This window comes from Arthrobacter sp. FW306-04-A (assembly GCF_044358315.1).
Lineage (GTDB): Bacteria > Actinomycetota > Actinomycetes > Actinomycetales > Micrococcaceae > Arthrobacter.
Genome location: NZ_CP084559.1, coordinates 386904 through 405626, shown reverse-complemented (window position 1 = coordinate 405626; position 18723 = coordinate 386904). Strand labels below are relative to the sequence as shown.

Below are 18723 nucleotides of genomic sequence, written 5' to 3'. Positions count from 1 at the left end.
CTGACAACTGATAACGCAAAGGAAAACCATGTCTTACTCCATCCAGCTGTACACCCTGCGCAACGCCATGCAGGAAGACCTGCCAGGCACCATCAAGAAGGTTGCCGAGATCGGTTACACGCAGGTTGAACCCTACAACTTCGTCGCCACGGCCAAGGAACTCGGCGCCGCGTTGAAGGAGAACGGGCTGACCGCCCCCTCCGGCCACGCGCCACTGCTGAGCCAGGACCAGGACGAGATCTTCGCAGCCGCCAAGGAACTGGGCATCACCACGGTCATCGACCCGTACCTGCCTGCCGAACACTGGCAGGACGCCGAGGACATCCAGGCCACAGCGGCAAAGCTCAACGCCGCAGCCAAGAAGGGCGCCGAATACGGCATCCGCGTCGGCTACCACAACCATGAATGGGAGCTCGAGTCCACCATCGAGGGCCAGACCGCCCTGGATTACTTTGAAGGCCTCCTTGACCCGGAACTGGTCCTCGAAGTCGACACCTACTGGGCATCGGTCGGTGGCCAGAACCCCGTGGAACTGCTCGCCCGCCTCGGTGACCGGGTGAAGTTCATCCACATCAAGGACGGCCCCGGCACCACCGACAAGAAAGCCCAGCAGCCGGCCGGCCAGGGCACCATTGCGGTGCTCGACGTCATTGCTGCCGCCACGTCACTGGAAGTGGGCGTCGTGGAGTTTGACGACTACGACGGAGACATCTTCGAAGGCATCACCCAGAGCCTCGCCTTCCTTCGGAACTCCGCTGCAACCGCCGGAGCCAAAGCATGAGCGCCGCAACGCACCAGTCCGCCCCCTCCTCCCCGTCTTCCCTCCGGGGGCCCGTTGGCGTCGCCGTCATCGGCGCCGGCAACATCAGCAAGCAGTACCTGGACAACCTCACTGTCTTCCCGGACGTGAAAGTCCTCGTCATCGCGGACCTGTTCGAGGAAGCCGCGGAAGCACGCGCCAAGGAATACGGCATCCCCGGGTGGGGCGGCGTGGACGCGGCACTGAACCACCCCGACGTCGAGATCATCGTCAACCTGACCATCCCGGCTGCACACGTTGAAGTGGCCACGGCAGCCGTGAACGCCGGCAAGCACGTCTGGACCGAAAAGCCGTTCTCCCTGGACCGCGAATCCGGTTTGGCTTTGTTGAAGGCGGCCGACGCCGCGGGCATCCGCCTCGGCTGCGCACCGGACACGTTCCTGGGCGCGGGCCTGCAGACGGCCCGGCGGATCATCGAACGCGGCGACATCGGCACACCGTTGACGGCCCTGACCATGTTCCAGACCCCGGGTCCGGAGTCCTGGCACCCGAACCCGGCTTTCCTGTTCCAGCACGGCGCGGGTCCGCTCTTTGACATGGGCCCGTACTACATCACCGCGCTGGTCCAGACCTTCGGCTCGGTACGGCGAGTGGCCGCGGTCGGGTCCAAAGCCAAAGAAGTCCGGGTGGTCGGTTCCGGGCCCAAGGCCGGCGAGGAATTCGCCGTCGAGGTCCCCACCCACGTGTCCGCCATGCTCCAGTTCGACGGCGGTGCCTCCTCCCACAGCGTCTTCAGCTTCGAGTCCCCCCGCCTGCGGATGGGCTTCGTGGAGATCACCGGCACCGAGGGCACCCTCGAGGTCCCGGACCCGAACTACTTCGACGGCGACCTCAAGCTCTGGCGCGCAGGAGCCAAAGAACCGGAAACCATCCCCGCCACCGGACCGGCCAACGGCCGCGGCATGGGCGTGCTGGACATGGCCCGATCCCTCCGCGCCGGTGTTCCGCACCGCGCCCAGGGAGCCCTCGCCTACCACGTGGTCGATACCCTGGTTTCCATTTCCGAGTCCGCCGAAACCGGCACCTTTGTAGGCGTCGACAGCTCCGCCGTAACTTCCCAGGCCCTCCCCGAGGACTGGGACCCGACGGCCGCCACCCTCTAGGAATCACTCATGACACGCTCGGCCCCTACCCCCACCGGCCCCCGGAACGCCAACACCCAGGAGGGCACTTTCCCGGAGGGAACCAGTGCGGTTACCAACACCGCGAAGACAACCCTCGGTGTTGCCGCAATCGGCTACGCGTTCATGGGCAAAGCCCATTCCAACGCGTGGCGGAACGTTGCCAGCTTCTTCGATGTTCCGGCCTTCGAGCAGAAAGTGCTGGTGGGCCGGGACCCGGAACAGGTTGCCGAGGCCGCGGCGAAGTACGGGTGGAGCGAGTCCGCCACGGACTGGCGCCAGGTCCTGGAGCGCGATGACATCCATATCGTGGATATCTGCGCCCCCGGGTGGATGCATGCCGAGATCGCCATCGCGGCGTTGGAAGCGGGCAAGCATGTCCTCGTCGAGAAGCCGCTGGCCAACACCCTGGCGGAGGCCGAAGCCATGACGGATGCCGCGCGTGCCGCCCGTGCGCGCGGCGTCCAGTCCATGATCGGCTTCAACTACCGCCGGGTACCGGCCCTTGCCCTCGCGAAGGAGCTGATCGCCGAGGGCAGGCTGGGCACGGTCCTGCATGTCCGTGCCTCGTACCTGCAGGATTGGCTGGTGGACGAGGACTCCCCCATGACATGGCGGCTCAACAAGGAAACCGCCGGGTCCGGCGCGCTGGGCGACATCGCCTCGCACGCCATCGACCAGGTCTTGTTCCTTTTGGGGGACACCGTCACCGAGGTCTCCGGCCGGCTGCACACTTTCGTGAACAGCCGTCCCGGTGCGGACGGTCCGGAACAAGTAACGGTCGACGACGCCGCCTGGGCCACGCTGACCCTCGCCTCCGGGGCGGTCGCCTCCGTGGAAGTCTCCCGCATGGCCACGGGCCGGAAGAACTCGCTCAAGCTCGAGATCTACGGCGACAAGGGGTCCATCCTGTTCGACCTGGAATCCATCAATGAGCTTGGTTTCCTGGACGCCACAGCCCCTGTCCGGGAGCAGGGTTTCCGCCGGATCCTGGTCAACGAACCCGAACACCCCTACATGGACGCCTGGTGGCCACAGGGCCACGTGATCGGCTGGGAGCACACCTTCACGCACGAAATCCGTGACTTTCTTACCGCCATCGACGCCGGAACCCCGCCGTCGCCGTCGTTCGACGACGGCCTCGCCGTCCAGCGAGTCCTGGCCGCCATCGAAGAATCCGCCGACGCCAAGAGCGCCATCATCCAGGTCGCCGGTCACTGACAGCCACGGCTTGAAACACGCCCCTCGAAACCTTTCTGCAAGGAGAACCAATGCCCCGCCCGTACACTCTGTTCACCGGCCAGTGGGCCGACCTGCCCTTCGAGGAAGTCGCCAAGCTCGCCTCCGGCTGGGGCTATGACGGCCTGGAAATCGCAGTCTCCGGCGACCACCTGGACGCCTGGCGCTGGGACGAACCCGGCTACGTCGACTCCAAGCTCGCCATCCTGGAAAAGTACAACCTCAAGGTCTGGGCCATCTCCAACCACCTCAAGGGCCAGGCCGTGTGCGATGACCCCATCGACTTCCGCCACCAGGCGATCGTCGGCGCCAAGGTGTGGGGCGACGGGGAGCCCGAAGGCGTCCGCCAACGCGCCGCCGAGGAAATGAAGCACACCGCCCGCCTGGCCCGCGCCCTCGGGGTGGACACCGTGGTCGGGTTCACCGGATCCTCCATCTGGCAGTACGTCGCCATGTTCCCGCCCGTCCCGGAGAAAGTCATCGAGGCCGGCTACCAGGACTTCGCCGACCGCTGGAACCCCATCCTGGACGTCTTCGACGAATGCGGGGTCCGCTTCGCCCACGAAGTCCACCCTTCCGAGATCGCCTACGATTACTGGACCACTGTGCGGACCCTGGAAGCGATCGGGCACCGGGAAGCGTTCGGGCTGAACTGGGATCCCTCCCACTTCATGTGGCAGGGCATCGATCCCGTCTCCTTCATCTGGGACTTCAAGGACCGGATCTACCACGTGGACTGCAAGGACACCAAGCTCCGCCCCACCGGCCGCAACACCGTCCTGGGTTCGCACCTGCCCTGGGGCGACCCGCGCCGCGGCTGGGACTTCGTCTCCGCCGGACGCGGCGACGTCCCCTGGGAATCCTCCTTCCGCGCCCTCACCGCGATCGGCTACAACGGCCCGATTTCCGTGGAGTGGGAAGATGCCGGCATGGACCGCCTCCACGGGGCCCCAGAAGCCCTCGCCGCCCTCAAGAAGTTCGACTTCCCGCCCTCGCAGACCTCCTTCGACGCCGCGTTCAGCCAGGACTGACCTTCCGGTTAGCGCGAGCTGGCATCAGATGGCTTTGCCCCGATTTTGCGGGCATCTGCTGCCAACTCGCGCCCCGAACTGGACCCTCGATGGCCAGGCCCTCATCCTCAACGGGAACGGGGCACTGTGGCGCCTGGATCTTCTCGACGGCGGTGAAGCCATCAGGGTCACCGAGAACGACCGGTCTTTCCACTTCCTCCACGGAGTCAGCCCTGACGGCCAAACGCTCGCCTACGTGGGAATCGAAGCCGGGGACTTTACTCAGCCGGGCCGGCTGATGACGATTCCCGCAGACGGCGGCGCAGCGACCGCAATCAACGTCGATGGCCACTGCGACGGTCCGGAATATTCACCCGACGGCGAATTGCTCTACTTCAATACCGAGGCCTTCACGGACCGGCCCGGCCACGCACAGAAGTGACTGGTCAACGCCCCTCCACACGCGGCCCCTCTTCGGCGGCCAAGGAACCCTCAACGTCAACAGCTGGTCATCCGATTCCACCCGCTTCGCGTTTGTCGCCTATCCAAGCAACTGACACGAACCCGCATATCTCGGCGGCAGGCCTTTCATCACAGGAGGATCATGACTTCATTCGAGGGGATCCGCCAACACCTCGCAACCTAGCCAAGAACTCCAGCCAAAAAATTGTTGAACAATTCCTCAAGGTGATGCATCATTGGGTGTAGGCCCCGATTGAGATCGGGATCACAAAGCCCGCCCAACGTTCCATGGAGGAACCATGTCCGCGACCACTTCGCCAAGTCCAACACGGCGCAGCAAACCCTCGGCAGGCGCCATCAAAGCCTTCATCGCCAGCGTCACAGGCACCTCCCTGGAGTACTACGACTTCGCGATCTACTCCGTTGCCTCAGCGCTCGTCTTCCCCAAGATCTTCTTCCCCGGCAACGATGAATACACCGGCCTCCTGCTCTCGTTCTCGGCTTTCGCGGTGGGCTACCTTGCCCGGCCCATCGGCGGCGTCGTCTTTGGCCGGCTCGGGGACAAGATCGGACGCAAGAATGTCCTGGTCATCACCCTCGTACTCATCGGTGCGGCCACGGTCCTGATCGGCGCTTTACCGGATTACCACACCATCGGCATTGGAGCCACGATCATCCTGGTCCTCCTCCGCTTGATCCAGGGCATCGGCGTAGGTGGCGAATGGGGCGGCGCAGTGCTCCTGTCCAGCGAATACGCCAATCCCAACAAGCGCGGATTCTGGTCTTCCGCAGCCCAGATCGGCCCGCCCGCCGGCAACCTGCTCGCCAACGGCGCCCTGGCCGTCCTGGCTGCGGTCATGAGCAACGAAGCCTTCATCGCATGGGGCTGGCGCGTGGCATTCCTCAGCTCGGCCATCCTGGTAGCCTTCGGCCTGGTCATCCGACTCAAGCTTGAGGAAACCCCGGTATTCAAGGCCATCGAAGCCACGGGCGAACGGCCCAAGGCTCCCATCAAGGAAGTCCTCACCACACAGGTCCGTCCCCTACTCGCCGCGGCACTGTGCCGGATCTGCCCCGACGTCTTGTACTCCCTGTTCACCGTGTTCGTCGCTGTCTATGCCACCAAGGAGCTGGGAATGACAACCGGCAACGTGCTGGGCGCCGTCTTGGTGGGCTCGGCCTTCCAATTGATCCTGATCCCTGCTGCCGGAGCCGTCACGGACCGGTTCAACCGCCGATTGGTCTACGGCATCACCGCTGCGGCCACCGCGGTGTACATCCCGCTGTTCTTCCTCATGATCCAGTCACGCTCCGTCCTGGTCTTGACCGTGGGCGTCGTGGTCGGCCTAGGACTTCACGCGTTCATGTACGGCCCGCAGGCAGCCTTCATCACCGAGCAGTTCCCGGCCAGGCTCCGCTACGCCGGCAGTTCCCTGGCCTACACCGTAGCGGGAGTGGTCGGCGGAGCTGTGGCGCCGTTGATCTTCACGGCTCTCTACGCCGCTTCCGGCAGTTGGCTCCTGATCGCCGGGTACTTGCTGGCCACGGCAGTCGTGACCATTGTTGGCCTCGCCTTGGGCAGGGATCCACAGCCGGAAGAGGACCTTCGCCTGCTCCAGGAAGCCCAGGCATAAGCACCCCGGCACTCCCGGTAGCGGAACGGTGCGGCCGGCCACCGCCGTCGTAATCCTTCTTGAAATGCCCCTTAAGATCAGTCTGAGGGGCATTTCAGCGCCTGCATTCCTGGGAGGACCGCATGAGCCAGACAATCCGTGAAGCAACAGCGGACGACGCCGGACGGCTGGCGGAGCTTGCCGCCGTCACCTTTCCGCTCGCATGCCCGCCGGGATCCTCGCCCGAGGACATCGCCGCGCACCTGCGCAATACCCTCAGCGCGGAGAGGTTCACGGAGTACCTCGCCGATCCGGACATCACCATCCTGGCCATCGACGCCGCCGGCGAAATCCGCGGCTACAGCATGCTCGTCGCCCGCCCAGCGAGCGATACCGACGTCGCATCAGCCCTGACGCTGACGCCCTCCGCGGAACTGAGCAAATGCTACGTCCATCCCGAACACCACGGCCTGGGTGCTGCCGCGGAGCTCATGAAGGCCACCCTGGACCGCGCTGCAGGCACTGGCGCGGCGGGCGTGTGGCTTGGCGTCAACAGCCAGAATGCCAAGGCGATCCGTTTCTACGAGAAGAGTGGATTCAGGAAGGTCGGGACCAAATCGTTCCGTTTGGGCGATACCGTGGAACACGACTTCGTCATGGAGCGGGCGGTTTAGCAGTTCCCTGCGACGCGGAGAATTCCTAGCGACGCTGGGACTCCCTGCGTGTCAGCCCGTGCCCGCGTCGCACATTATTTTGCCGTGCTGTGACCAGTCCAACAGACCGCTCCGGGAATGACGGGACTGGCTGCCCGGTTGTCGCCATCATGAAGATTGAGATCTGGTCAGACGTCGCTTGCCCGTGGTGCTACATCGGAAAGCGCCGGTTCGAAACGGCCCTCTCTGAATTCCCGCACCGCGACTCGGTTGAAATCCAATGGCGCAGCTACCAGCTTGACCCGGGCATCCCCGAGCACTACGACGGCACCGAGCTCGATTACTTGAGCAAGCGCAAGGGCATGGATCCGGCGCAGGTCAGCCAGATGTTCGATCACGTCGCCTTGCAAGGCAAAGGCGAGGGACTCAACTACCGCTTCGAGGACGTCGTGGTGGCCAATAGCTTCACCGCGCACCGCCTCATCCACCTCGCGGCAGCCCACGGCAAGCAGGACGAAGCCAAGGAACTGCTTCTGAGCGGGCACTTTGAACACGGCAAGGACATTGGAAGCCAGGAATACCTGACCCTGCTTGGTAGTGACTTGGGCCTGCCTGAAGCCGAGGTTGCCGAGTTGTTCAGCACGGACAAGTACGCAGAGGACGTCCGCGGCGACATTGCCGAAGCCCGCATGTTCGGCGTCACCGGCGTGCCTTTCTTTGTCATCGACCGAAAGTATGGCCTCTCCGGCGCACAGCCCGCGGAGGTCTTCACCCAGGCCCTCACCCAGGCATGGCAGGAAGCCAATCCTCTGGTCGCCGTCGGCAGCTCCGACGCCGAAGCCTGCGGTCCGGACGGCTGCGCGATCTAAGCATCTCCGCTCAAGCTGGCGGCAGATGACCCCAACGGCGCGTTGAGAGGTCATGTGGTGCCAGCTCGCGCCGCACTCACCCAGCTTTGCTGACAGATCACTGTAAAGTGTCTGTATGCCCAGGATTACGGCCGCTAACAACGCGGCGCAACGCGCTGAAACCCGACGCCGGATCCTGACTGCTTTCGGCGAGCTGCTCTTTACCCACGGCCTGCCCGGGTTGACCATGACCGACGTCGCGCGGCACGCCGGCGTCGGCCGGACCGCGGTGTACAACTACTACGCCGACATGGAACAGCTCCTGATCGCGTACGCCTTGCACGAGACCGAACGCTTCCTGGGCGACCTGCGTGAATCCCTCGCTGCCCTGCCGAACCCGGTGGACCGCCTGGCCCTGTACGTGCGGGCCCAAGTGGAAGACCTGAGCCGCCGGCACCTCCCGCCAGGCCCCGCGATGGCTGCTGTCCTCTCCCCCGCTTCCTTTGCGAAATTGGCGGATCATGTGGGCGAACTCAACCTACTGCTCCAGGACATCCTGCGCGACGGAATCACAGCAGGCTACCTTCCGCCCACCGACGTCTCGCAGCTCGCCAAGCTCATTCATGGAACCCTCTCCTCAAGCGCGGCGCGGGGCAACACGGCAAACGGGGTGGAGCCGGATGAAGTCGAGGAGCGGCTGGTCCAGACCGTGCGGTTCATCCAGTTGGGCGCGGGAGCAAGGTTCGACGACGACGGCCGGCCCGCGCGCCTGGCGTGACACTCCCGCTGGGGCCCGCTACGTCAAGACTTCGGTATGACCGGCAGCTTCGAATTGTCCGCAATCCGTTGGTCTTCGCGGGGACAACTGAGTTTGCCCGGAGTATTGTCCACAAGTTCCGGCGGCACCAAAGCCGAGAAACCGGGGGCAAGGATGAGGTCCACTGAGGCATCCGTGCGTTGGTCTTGGAAGTAGTCGGTGCCCGCAATGTTCCGTTGGATGTTGAACGCTGCCGATTGGCCACCGGATCCCGAAACAACTACCGCCGATCCGGTGTAGTTAGTGGTGGTATTGTCGACGTTCCCAACGTCGTATCCCCGGGCTTTCAACTGGTCGGCCACGCTCTTCGCCAAACCAGCTTTGCCAGCGGCATTGTAGACATTGACTTTGACCCTGTTGTTGGGCATGTAGTCGAAGATTGTCGCCGGGCACAGGGTTGCCGGCGCCTTGCTGGCGACGGCCGAGGGGAAGCGGATCACGCCGTTCATGACGGCCCAGGCGCCCACCACCCCGGCAACGATCACTCCTACAAGCAGCACGAGGACGATGCCGTGCAAAAGGCGGCGGCTGAACCACCCCGGATGATCCTCAGGCCCGGGAGTATCGGCAAAAGTGGCCCGTAGCTCGGGCCCGGTGACAATGCGATGCCCGTGCAGGCGTGTCACGTCTTTTGAACGTCTCCGGGACTTCTTCGGAGCGGCATTCTGGGGCACGTCCACCTGCTCTTCCGGGAGTGTCTCGTTAACCATCTATCACCAGCACCCGGGCATGGATGGCCGTGCGTTGGTGGAGGGCAGTACGGACGGCACGGTGAAGTCCGTCTTCCAGGTACAGCACGCCTTGGTACTGCACCACGTGCGGGAAAAGGTCCCCGAAAAAGGTTGAGTCCTCGGCCAACAATGCTTCCAGGTCGAGCGTGCGCTTGGTGGTGACAAGTTCATCGAGCCGGACCGGACGCGGCGGCAACGAGGCCCAGTCCTTGGGCGTGGAAAAACCATGGTCGGGGTACGGGCGTCCCTCGCCCACAGCTTTGAAGATCACTTTGTAAGCCTAAAGAAGTAAGACGTCCAAGGGAACTTACGGGAACACTCCCACCAAGGTTGTGGCCAAATGGTAACCGTAGACGGCCGGTACTTCCGCAACCGGGCCCCTTGCCGCCGTCGGCCGTCACACCGCTGCCGCCGTGACGCGGGACTGACAGAATGGGATCATGACTGCTCCAATGCCAGGCACCACGCACCCGGCTGCTCCCGCCCTCGCACTCCTCCTCGACGTCGACGGCCCCGTCGCGAGTCCCGTGACGCGCGACGTGAAGCCGGAAATCATCGCCGATCTGGTTAGTTTGGCGTCCGCAGGCATTCCGGTCATTTTCAACACCGGCCGTTCCGACGCTTTCATCCGCGAGCAGGTCATGGCGCCCATGATCGCCGCCGGGATGCCAGCAGGAACTGTTGTCCACGCGATCTGCGAGAAAGGCGCCGTGTGGTTCAGCTACACCTCGGGCGGCGCCGGCCCCATCCATGTGGACCATGAACTCGCTGTTCCGAAAGCGTACGGCGACGACGTCCGCCGCATGGTGGCAGAGGACTACGCAACGCACATGTTCTTCGATGAGACCAAGCGGGCCATGGTGTCCGTGGAGCAGCATCTGGACGTCTCAAGCGACGACTACCTGGCCGAGCAGAAGCTCTTCGACGCCGACGCATTGGAACTCATGGGCCGGCATGGGCTCTCCGCCGCGCTCCTCGACCACCACGCACCAGGGTCAGACGACGCCGCCGACTACCGCCTGGATCCCACCATCATCTCCACGGACATCGAGTCCATCCGGCTCGGCAAGGATCTCGGCGCCAGCCGCGCGGTGGAACTCCTCGCCGCCCAAGGAATCACTCCGCAGGCTTGGCGCACAGTGGGCGATTCGCGCACCGACTACGCGATGGCCGATTGGCTCCACCACAATGACCACAGCGTCAAGCACATCGACGTCCGTCCCGCGGACGGTGTGCCCAACAAGCCCTACGATGTTCTTACAGCCACAGACCTCGGCCTGGGCGAGGACGTCATTCACGACGACGCAGGCGGCGCATTCCTGCGCAGCTGGCGTGAAGCCTTGGTGGGCTGAGTCCGTTAAGCCCACGCTTCCCACAACCCTTCGGAGAAAAGCCATCACAGTCATGGACCAACAAGCGATTTACTTCGGTAGCCCCGCCTCCGACGACGACGCGGTCGTTCCAGAACCGACATCGCCCGCCGTCGACGCGCGCCTCAAGCACCGCGCCGACGTCATCCGCCATCGTGGCCGATACAGCTTGCTGAACCAGAACCGCACGCCGCAGCAGGTAATGGTCGAAGATCTCCTCTTCATTCGCGCGGCGTTGGACGCGGCCGGACTGGATTTCATCCTGGTCCGCGGCAACGATCACCGGCCCGTGATCGCCGTAGATTGGAAGCTCCGGAAGAAGTTGCGCCAGGCTTTGGTCGCCGCTTTTCGGAACGAACCGTTCTACTCCATGACCGTTGATGCCCGGAAGAAATCCACGCTGCTGGTGGCGGACGGCGAGCTCTCCAGCAACCGGAAAGCCCGGATCTTCAGGCTCTTCCGTCCACGCGTGGAACCCGGAGGCGGGTTGACCTACGGCCCCTCCCTCGGCGTGCAGCTGGAATTGTGGGAATTCGACGGCGACCAACTCGTGTTGCCCGTGGAGAACTCACTGACCCGGCGAACCATGCTCCGCCAGGACGCCGTTCGGGGCACAGTGAATCGCCACGGTCTGAGCTGGCCAACCATCGAGAACATGTTCGCGGACCACGCGAGCGACATCGACTTCGACGTCGACATCGTCTTTTCGTGGGTGGACGGCAACGACCCCGCCTACATCGAGGCCCGCCGCCAGCAGATGAAGGACGTCGTCTTAGGGGAGGGTGACGCCCACGAGGCCCGTTTCCGGCAAATCAACGAGCTCAAATACGCCTTGCGCTCCGTGTACATGTACGCGCCCTGGATTCGCCGGATCTACATTGCCACGGACTCCCCCGCGCCGGAGTGGCTGGCCGAGCACCCGGACGTCAGGATCATGCGCAGCGAAGAGTTCTTCAAGGACCCCTCGGTGCTGCCAACGCATAACTCGCAGGCCGTGGAATCCCAACTGCACCACATTGAGGACCTGTCCGAGCACTTCCTGTATTCCAACGACGACATGTTCTTCGGCCGTCCCGTAGCACCGGACATGTTCTTCACTCCCGGTGGAATCACCAAGTTCATCGAGGCCTCCACCCGGATTGGACTGGGAGAGAACGACGCCGAACGCAGCGGCTTCGAGAACGCCGCCCGCGTCAACAGGAAGCTCCTCTGGGAGCGGTTCGGCCGCATCACCACCCGCCATTTGGAGCACACCGCCGCTCCGTTGCGCCGCAGCGTGATCGCCGAGATGGAGCGCGAGTTTCCGGCCGAGTTCGCCAAGACGGCAGGCAGCAGGTTCCGCGCGGCGGACAACATCTCCGTGACCAACTCGTTCTACCACTACTACTCGTTGCTCACCGGGCGGGCAGTGACTCAGACGGCCGCGAAAGTCCGGTACGTTGACACCACCCTGTGGTCCGGGCTGCACTACCTGCCCACGCTGCTGGCGAAACGCAACGTGGACTTCTTCTGCCTCAACGACGGCAGCTTTCCGGAGGTGGCTGCCGACGAACGGGCCGGCCTTGTGACGGACTTCATGGAGAAGTACTTCCCGGTCAAAGCTCCGTGGGAGAAGTAGTCCGGTAGCGCCGTCAGGTTGGTCGGCAAACTCACCGACCGACGTGCCGCAACCGGTATCTCCGGCCAGCGACCACGTAGAGTAGCTGTCGATCCCCGCACCCCGATCAAAGAACAGACACGTCGATTGAAGCCCTCCACCATTCCTCATTGGTTCCTTCGCTTTCTCGCAATATTCGCCACTCTTGGACTCCTCACCACGATCTGGGCACTGGCAAGCCCCCTCATGTCCGTACCTGACGAGCCTGCGCACACCATCAAGGCAGCGTCCGTCGTTCGAGGACAGTTGCGAGGGGAACCTGGCGCGAACCAAGGTGATCCTGCCCAGGTAGGCGTCCCCGCATTCATTGCGACGGTGGACGGACTCCCTATTTGCTTTGCTTGGAAACCGGCGGTGTCCGCCGGTTGCAGCCCTACGCTGACAAATGACACCTCAGAGCTCAAGGCATACACGAGCGCCGGGAACTACAACCCTATGTACTACGCAGTGGCAGGGCTTCCGAGCCTATTCCTTACCGGCGTCAACGCCATCTACGCCATGCGGATCTTGAGCGGTCTCTTCAGCGTTGCCTTCCTGGCTCTTGCCCTGACTGCTTTGGGCGGCCTTCAACGATGGAAGCTGCCCCTGTTTGTCGGGTCGATCGCAGTGACCCCGATGGTGTTGTTCCTGTCCGGGGGTGTGAACCCCAACTCACTGGAAATCGCCGCGTCAATGGCCGTCTTCGGCGCCCTCTGTTTGTCGTGGGAAAGAATCGCCTCAGGGGGTCATTGGCGATTACCTCTCGCTGCGGCAGCCGTTTCGGCTGCCGTTCTGGCCAACACCCGGGCTGCGTCGCTGCTGTGGCTCGCTGTGGCGGTGGCGGCGTCGCTCTTGATGTTCGGACTTCGTCCGTTGGTTTCCGTGCTGCGCCTGCGATTTGTGCAGGCGATGGGGCTGGTGGTCGCCGTCGCCTGCGGGCTGGCGATACTTTGGATCAAGAGCGCGGATAGCCTCCAGAGCCTCATGGGCACAGGGATCAACGCATCACCGATCCACATCACGTTAATCATGTTGGACAACACCTTCGATTTTGCAGCCGGATATGTGTCCTACCTTGGCTGGCTCGACACCCTGGGGCCAAGCGGGGTGCTCGCGGTGTGGGCGGCGCTCATTATTGGGGTAATCGTCGCAGCCTTGTCCGTGCCCAGCGGATCAGCGCGACTGACTATCGCTTTTCTGGTGGTTGCGATCATCCTCTTGCCTCCGCTTCTGCAGATTCCCCTTGCTAAAGAGGTAGGGATTATCTGGCAGGGTCGGTACATTCTGGCTCTTGTGGCCGTCATGATTGCCGCATGCGGAGTTGCGATGCGCTCTTTCGATATCGACTTCCGCAGCACGGGACGCCGGGCGCTATCGGTCCTGCTCCCTGTCCTGGTATTCGGCCACTTCTACAGCTTTATTTATGGAATGCGCCGGTACGTCATTGGCCTACTGGACCAGGCCAATTGGCGCGACATGATCGTGGCACCGCAGTGGCAGCCGCCACTCGGATGGATTTCGCTCACTGTGGCCTACCTGGCTGTCTTGCTCGTGGCGGCAGTTCTTCTTTACCGCACGATGACGGCCGTGAATCCGGTAGTGCCGGCACTGAGCACCACGCCAACGGAAAATCGGGCATTGCAACCGTAGCGACAGGCGGCTCGCTAGCGCCGCGTCATCTCGGGGCGCTTCACGTCCACCCTCACACCACGTTCGTGGGTAGGTCGCTGGGGAATCCGGATGCCTGCTTCGGCGAGCCGGCGTCTGGTGGCCTCCGGGCTGACGTACTCGCCCACAGTCGGTGACTTGCCCAACGGCACCACCGAATGCACAATCGTTTGCTCGAAGACGTGCACCAGGTTGAAGGCCTGGGCGCCATCCCGTCCCCGGGTACCGCCCTGCGGAACGTTGAGGTCCTGCGTGTAGCAGCTCGCGGAAGCCACTGACACGGGGACGCCAGCGAACGTGGCAGTCGTGGAGTAGTGCAGATGGCCGCCCAGAATGGAACGGACATCGGAATTGCGTATCACCTCGGCCAACGCCGCTTGGCCGCGCAACTCCACGAGGATGGCAAGGTCAAGGACGCTAGGAACTGGCGGGTGGTGAAGGGCAAGAATGGTGCCGTCCGGGGCAGGGGTTGCGAGCTCCGACGCCAACCAGTCGAGCTGGCTCTGGCTCAGTTCACCGTGGTGGAAGCCAGGCACGGAAGTGTCCAACGTGATGATCCGCAGCCCGTTGACGAAGTAGCTGTGATCCACCGGGGCGTCATTTCCGTTCTGGTCGAACAGGCCCGCACGGAAATTGGCGCGGTCATCGTGGTTTCCGATGGCCCAGATCACGCGAGCACCCATCTCCTGGCAGGCAGGCTCGACGATCGCCCGGAGTTTGGCGTAAGCGTCCGGCTCGCCCTGATCGGCCAAGTCACCCGTGAAGATCACGGCGTCGGGGCGGACCTTTGACGCATGGACTTCGGAAAAGAGTTGTCTGAGATGGGCTTCGCTATCAACCGCGCCGTACAGGGGTTCCGACCCTCCCACCAGATGGGAGTCGCTAAGGTGCAGAAGGATGTGTCCTGGCCGAGGATATTCGGCCTCGATGAGCTCCATTACTACCTTCGGGTCGGTAGGAGACGGCGCCTCCAGTGTCTGCCCCAATAAACCCAATCCAACCAGACAAAAGGCTAACGCAGGGTAACTTGCGGACGGAATGTTGGAAAATTACTCACTCACCCAACGCTCCTGCACCTTAGGAGCGACGGCGGTTGCGGCACCATCCGCTCTTCCTCGCCGGCGGAGATACGAGTCCACCGCTGCGAGGACGGCCCGCGACGCCCCACGTCCGCAGATGGTCACACACACCCCTTCACCGTCGAACGCCCGGACGGAAACACCGTGGCGAACACACGCTTGCTCCAATTCGCGCGCCTGCTCCATCGCGATCCACAAGAAGTTCCCACCGCTTTCCGGCACCTCCAGGCCCCGTCTCCGCAGTTCCCCGGCCAGGAATTCCCGTTCGGCGACAACTGCCGAGACGTTGGCGTGCAGGAGCTCTTCTTCGGCCCAGGCTGCGACAGCCCCGGCCTCGGCCAGGCGAGGGATTCCGGTCATCCCTGAAAGGTCGATCGTGACCACCCCGGCCCGGGCGTTGGCACCTCCCTCGAGCCCTGTTCCGGCCCCGATCGGTACCACCGCCACGCCGTGCGCGGTGCAGATCCGCGCCGCCGTCGCAACATCTTCCGTCGATGACGGACGCACGACGGCATCCGGCAGTACCGGCGGAAGGTGCGAACGGTCATGTGAACGGGCAGTGCGGGCGGCAGTATCGACGGCGACCTTGCCACCCAGCGCCTGCTGGAGTTCGACGACGACGGCCGGGATCGTCGTCGGGCGCTCGACTTCAGGGCCCGTCAGCAACGCCCCGAACTGTGCCGGAATGCTCATGCAAGGACCTTGGACAGGAAGGCCTGAGTGCGCGGCTCGCGTGGGTCTTCGAGGACTTGGTGCGGATCACCGCTTTCCACCAGCTGCCCGTCGGCCATGAAGTGGACCACGTTGCCCACCTCTTTGGCGAAGCCCATCTCATGGGTGACCACAATCATCGTCATGCCTGAGTCAGCCAGCGAGCGCATCACGTCCAGCACCTCGCCAACGAGCTCGGGGTCCAGCGCCGAGGTTGGCTCGTCAAAAAGCATGACCGAGGGCTTGAGCGCCAACGAACGCGCGATGGCCACCCGTTGCTGCTGGCCGCCCGAAAGCTGACCCGGGTAGTGGTCCGCCTTGTCCGCCAGGCCCACGCGGGCCAACAACTGCCGGCCTTCCTCGACGGCTTGCTCCTTCGGGACGCGCTGGACCACGGTGGGACCCTCGATCACGTTTTCCAGGGCGGTGCGGTGTGGAAAGAGATTGAACTGCTGGAAGACCATTCCGATCGATGCGCGTTGCTTCGCAGTCTCGTGCTCCTTGAGCTCGTGGAGTTTGTTGCCAGAGCGCCGGTACCCGATCCGTTCCCCCTGGACCCACAGCTGACCGCCGTCGATCTTTTCCAAGTGGTTCATACAACGGAGGAAGGTGCTCTTTCCCGAACCGGACGGCCCCAGCAGACACGCGACCTCGCCTGCATTGATATCCAGGCTGATGCCTTTGAGGACCTCAAGATGGCCGAACGACTTGCGGACGTCCCGCGCCCGTACGATTGGTTCCTTCACTTGACCTTCTCCAGTTCTTCTGCGGATCCGCTTGGCATCGCCAAAGAGGCGCTCGACGCCGGCGGGAGACCGGCCTTCAACAGGACGTTCGCTGCGGTTTTCGGGAGTGCTTTGGCGGCTTTCATTGGTGTGAAGCCCCGTTCGAAGTGCCGTTCCACGTAGTACTGGCCAACGGACAGGACTGCCGTGACAGCCAGGTACCAAAGTGCCGCCACGATCAGCAGCGGAATGGTCTGGAACGTGCGCGAGTAGATGATCGAAACCGACGTCAAGAGCTCGCTGTAGCCGATGACGATCACCAGCGAGGTGTACTTGAGCATGCCGATGGTCTCGTTGCCGGTGGGCGGGATGATGACGCGCATGGCCTGCGGGAGGATGACGCGGCGCATGGTCTGCAGCCTCGTCATTCCCATGGCCTTTGCTGCCTCGGTCTGGCCCACCGGGATGGCCCGGATGCCGGAGCGGACAATCTCACCCATGTACGCGCCTTCGTTGAGGCTCAGGCCCAGAATGGCCGCAGTGAACGGGGAGATCAGGGTATTCGTGGAGATCTCGAAGAAACTGGGGCCGAAGGGAACGCCCAGCACCAGCTTCGGGACCAGCGCCGCCATGAAGAACCAGAACAGGAGTTGGACCATGAGCGGGGTGCCGCGGAAGAACCAGGAGTAGGCCCACGCAGCGGAGGAAAGTATAGGGTTCGGGGACAGGCGGCACACAGCCACAGCGATTCCCAGGACAATGCCGATGGCCATCGAAACGGCGGTCAGCATCAGCGTGTTGCCCAAGCCGGCCAGCACCGGAGCGGCGAACAGGTATTCTCCCACCGTGCCCCACTGGAACCGTTGGTTGGTGACCATGCCATAGGCCATGAGCGCCACGCCAAGGACCACCACCGCTGCCATGACCCAGCGCCCACGGTAGCGGGCAGGGACGATCAAGAGGTTCTGCTCCTCCTCCGTAGCCGTGTACAGGGTCACTTGGTGGCTCCGTTGACGGTGAACTTCTCGATGACGTGGTCATCCATCTTGTACTTGGTAAGGATCGACTTATAGGTACCGTCTGCTTTGATCTGCTCCATGGCCTTCTGCACCACGTTGATCAGGTCCGTGCTGTCCTTGGGGAGCACGATGCCGAAGAATCCCTCTTGGTACGGCTTGCCCATCACCAAGTCACCGTTGCTCTCGGCGGCAACCACGGAACCTGACGTCGTATCAAGCAGGAAGGCGTCCACCCGTCCGCTCTGCAGCGCCAGTACTGCCTGGTTCTGCCCGGCATAGATGGTGATGGCGAGCTGCTCCTTCCCCGCGGCCTGGCATTTGCTGGATTGGGCCGCGGCATCGGCATCCTCGGTGGTGCCCTTGACGATGCCCACCTTTGCGCCGCACAGATCGTCGAGCGACTTCACATTGTGCGGGTTGGCCTTGGTGGTCATGACGCCCGCGCCTGCCGAGAAGTAGTCCAGGAAGCTGACCTGCTTCTGACGCTCGGGAGTGTCCGACATCGCGGACATGCCCATGTCATAGCGGCCGGACGCCAGGCCCGGGATGATCGCGTCAAAAGCGATGTTGTCGAAGGCGAGGGTAACGCCGAGCTTCTTCTCGATGGCGTCCGCGAGCTCACGGTCGATCCCTACGATGGTCTTTCCGTCTTTGTCAATGGACTCAAACGGAGGGTACTCAACGTTGCTGGCCACCTTGATGGTGCCCGCGCCCTGGATCTCTTTGGGTAACTGGCTGAAGAGCGGCGCCTTTGCCGCATTTGCCGCCGCGCTTGCGTCGCCACCCGCACTGGCCGAACCGCCGCAAGCGGTAAGTCCTACGACGGCGGCGAGTGCAATGGCCGCGAGGGCCGTCTTACGGAGGGAAAATTCAGAAATATTCAATGCGTGCTCCTTGGGTTCTTACGGCTCCATGCGAACTACGGGACGACTGATGCCGGATTAGAAATTCGGAAAGAATCTGCGCGATCTTGGATCAGCATAGAGACGAATTGCGCGCATCACAATAGCCATTCATCGTGAAATCAAAAGTAATCTTAAATGACAAATGCCGGGTCCGAAGAATATCGGATCCGGCATTTGAAAATGGGCAGACTAAATCGCAAAGCGTTGAATTCCCAGCCCCAAGGTGGGCAGATGGCCCCTCACTGGAGAACGAGCATGGGCCCCACCCGTCCTGCAAACACGGGGAACCCGCCGCT

The 18723-nt window shown here is 63.2% G+C and carries 19 protein-coding genes; 12 read left to right on the top strand and 7 right to left on the bottom strand.

The genetic code is table 11. The features are described 5' to 3' along the window. Positions 1-28: 28 nt before the first annotated feature. The 9 genes from LFT43_RS01985 (at position 29) to LFT43_RS01945 (ending at position 8544) form a co-directional block, all read left to right on the top strand. A complete protein-coding gene (locus LFT43_RS01985; RefSeq protein ID WP_395800744.1) occupies positions 29-781 on the top strand; it encodes a sugar phosphate isomerase/epimerase family protein in 753 nt (250 codons plus the stop codon). Beyond that, positions 778-1923, top strand: a complete 1146-nt coding sequence (locus LFT43_RS01980) for a Gfo/Idh/MocA family protein (RefSeq protein ID WP_395800742.1) — start codon at positions 778-780, stop codon at positions 1921-1923. Before LFT43_RS01985 ends, LFT43_RS01980 begins: the two co-directional genes overlap by 4 nt. A gap of 144 nt (positions 1924-2067) precedes the next feature. Further along, entirely contained in the window at positions 2068-3162 is a 1095-nt protein-coding gene (locus LFT43_RS01975) for a Gfo/Idh/MocA family protein (RefSeq protein WP_395802857.1), read from the top strand. A gap of 50 nt (positions 3163-3212) precedes the next feature. Then, positions 3213-4211, top strand: a complete 999-nt coding sequence (locus tag LFT43_RS01970) for a sugar phosphate isomerase/epimerase family protein (RefSeq protein WP_395800740.1) — start codon at positions 3213-3215, stop codon at positions 4209-4211. Positions 4212-4239: 28 nt separating this feature from the next. Then, complete coding sequence (locus LFT43_RS01965; RefSeq protein ID WP_395800738.1) at positions 4240-4632, top strand: TolB family protein; 393 nt, start codon at positions 4240-4242, stop codon at positions 4630-4632. Between the two features lie 319 nt (positions 4633-4951). Continuing rightward, on the top strand, positions 4952-6286 hold the full coding sequence (locus tag LFT43_RS01960; protein ID WP_395800736.1) for an MFS transporter: 1335 nt from the start codon (positions 4952-4954) through the stop codon (positions 6284-6286). 122 nt (positions 6287-6408) lie between these two features. Beyond that, positions 6409-6939 carry a GNAT family N-acetyltransferase gene (locus LFT43_RS01955; RefSeq protein ID WP_395800734.1) on the top strand — a complete coding sequence of 177 codons (531 nt, stop codon included), beginning with the start codon at positions 6409-6411 and terminating at the stop codon, positions 6937-6939. 149 nt (positions 6940-7088) lie between these two features. Continuing rightward, on the top strand, positions 7089-7787 hold the full coding sequence (locus LFT43_RS01950) for a DsbA family protein (protein WP_395802855.1): 699 nt from the start codon (positions 7089-7091) through the stop codon (positions 7785-7787). 115 nt (positions 7788-7902) lie between these two features. Next, a complete protein-coding gene (locus LFT43_RS01945; RefSeq protein ID WP_395800732.1) occupies positions 7903-8544 on the top strand; it encodes a TetR/AcrR family transcriptional regulator in 642 nt (213 codons plus the stop codon). A 23-nt stretch (positions 8545-8567) separates the two neighbouring features. On the opposite strand, the gene LFT43_RS01940 is transcribed toward LFT43_RS01945, so the two are convergent. After that, complete coding sequence (locus LFT43_RS01940) at positions 8568-9209, bottom strand: LytR C-terminal domain-containing protein (RefSeq protein WP_395802853.1); 642 nt, start codon at positions 9207-9209, stop codon at positions 8568-8570. Between the two features lie 76 nt (positions 9210-9285). Then, positions 9286-9585 carry a type II toxin-antitoxin system VapB family antitoxin gene (locus LFT43_RS01935; RefSeq protein ID WP_184741705.1) on the bottom strand — a complete coding sequence of 100 codons (300 nt, stop codon included), beginning with the start codon at positions 9583-9585 and terminating at the stop codon, positions 9286-9288. A gap of 169 nt (positions 9586-9754) precedes the next feature. On the opposite strand from LFT43_RS01935, the gene LFT43_RS01930 reads away from it, so the two are divergent. The 3 genes from LFT43_RS01930 to LFT43_RS01920 all read left to right on the top strand — a co-directional run bounded on the left by LFT43_RS01930 (position 9755) and on the right by LFT43_RS01920 (position 13970). Then, positions 9755-10666, top strand: coding sequence for a hypothetical protein (locus LFT43_RS01930; RefSeq protein WP_395800730.1), 912 nt, complete (start codon positions 9755-9757; stop codon positions 10664-10666). Between the two features lie 52 nt (positions 10667-10718). Beyond that, positions 10719-12302 carry a stealth family protein gene (locus tag LFT43_RS01925; RefSeq protein WP_395800728.1) on the top strand — a complete coding sequence of 528 codons (1584 nt, stop codon included), beginning with the start codon at positions 10719-10721 and terminating at the stop codon, positions 12300-12302. Positions 12303-12428: 126 nt separating this feature from the next. Further along, the gene (locus LFT43_RS01920) at positions 12429-13970 is read left to right on the top strand and encodes a DUF2142 domain-containing protein (RefSeq protein ID WP_395800726.1); all 1542 of its coding nucleotides are present in this window, start codon (positions 12429-12431) and stop codon (positions 13968-13970) included. A gap of 14 nt (positions 13971-13984) precedes the next feature. Here the strand turns inward: LFT43_RS01920 and LFT43_RS01915 are convergent, their stop codons facing one another. The 5 genes from LFT43_RS01915 to LFT43_RS01895 all read right to left on the bottom strand — a co-directional run bounded on the left by LFT43_RS01915 (position 13985) and on the right by LFT43_RS01895 (position 18406). Beyond that, positions 13985-14926 (bottom strand): phosphodiesterase, encoded by a 942-nt coding sequence (locus LFT43_RS01915; RefSeq protein ID WP_395800724.1) that lies wholly within the window; start codon positions 14924-14926, stop codon positions 13985-13987. A 111-nt stretch (positions 14927-15037) separates the two neighbouring features. Continuing rightward, positions 15038-15760 (bottom strand): FAD-binding protein, encoded by a 723-nt coding sequence (locus LFT43_RS01910; protein ID WP_395800722.1) that lies wholly within the window; start codon positions 15758-15760, stop codon positions 15038-15040. Next, positions 15757-16524, bottom strand: coding sequence for an amino acid ABC transporter ATP-binding protein (locus LFT43_RS01905; protein WP_395800720.1), 768 nt, complete (start codon positions 16522-16524; stop codon positions 15757-15759). Before LFT43_RS01905 ends, LFT43_RS01910 begins: the two co-directional genes overlap by 4 nt. After that, positions 16521-17501, bottom strand: coding sequence for an amino acid ABC transporter permease (locus LFT43_RS01900; RefSeq protein WP_395800718.1), 981 nt, complete (start codon positions 17499-17501; stop codon positions 16521-16523). The genes LFT43_RS01905 and LFT43_RS01900 overlap by 4 nt, the downstream gene beginning before the upstream one ends. After that, positions 17498-18406 (bottom strand): ABC transporter substrate-binding protein, encoded by a 909-nt coding sequence (locus LFT43_RS01895; RefSeq protein WP_395800716.1) that lies wholly within the window; start codon positions 18404-18406, stop codon positions 17498-17500. Before LFT43_RS01895 ends, LFT43_RS01900 begins: the two co-directional genes overlap by 4 nt. Between the last annotated feature and the right edge of the window lie 317 nt (positions 18407-18723).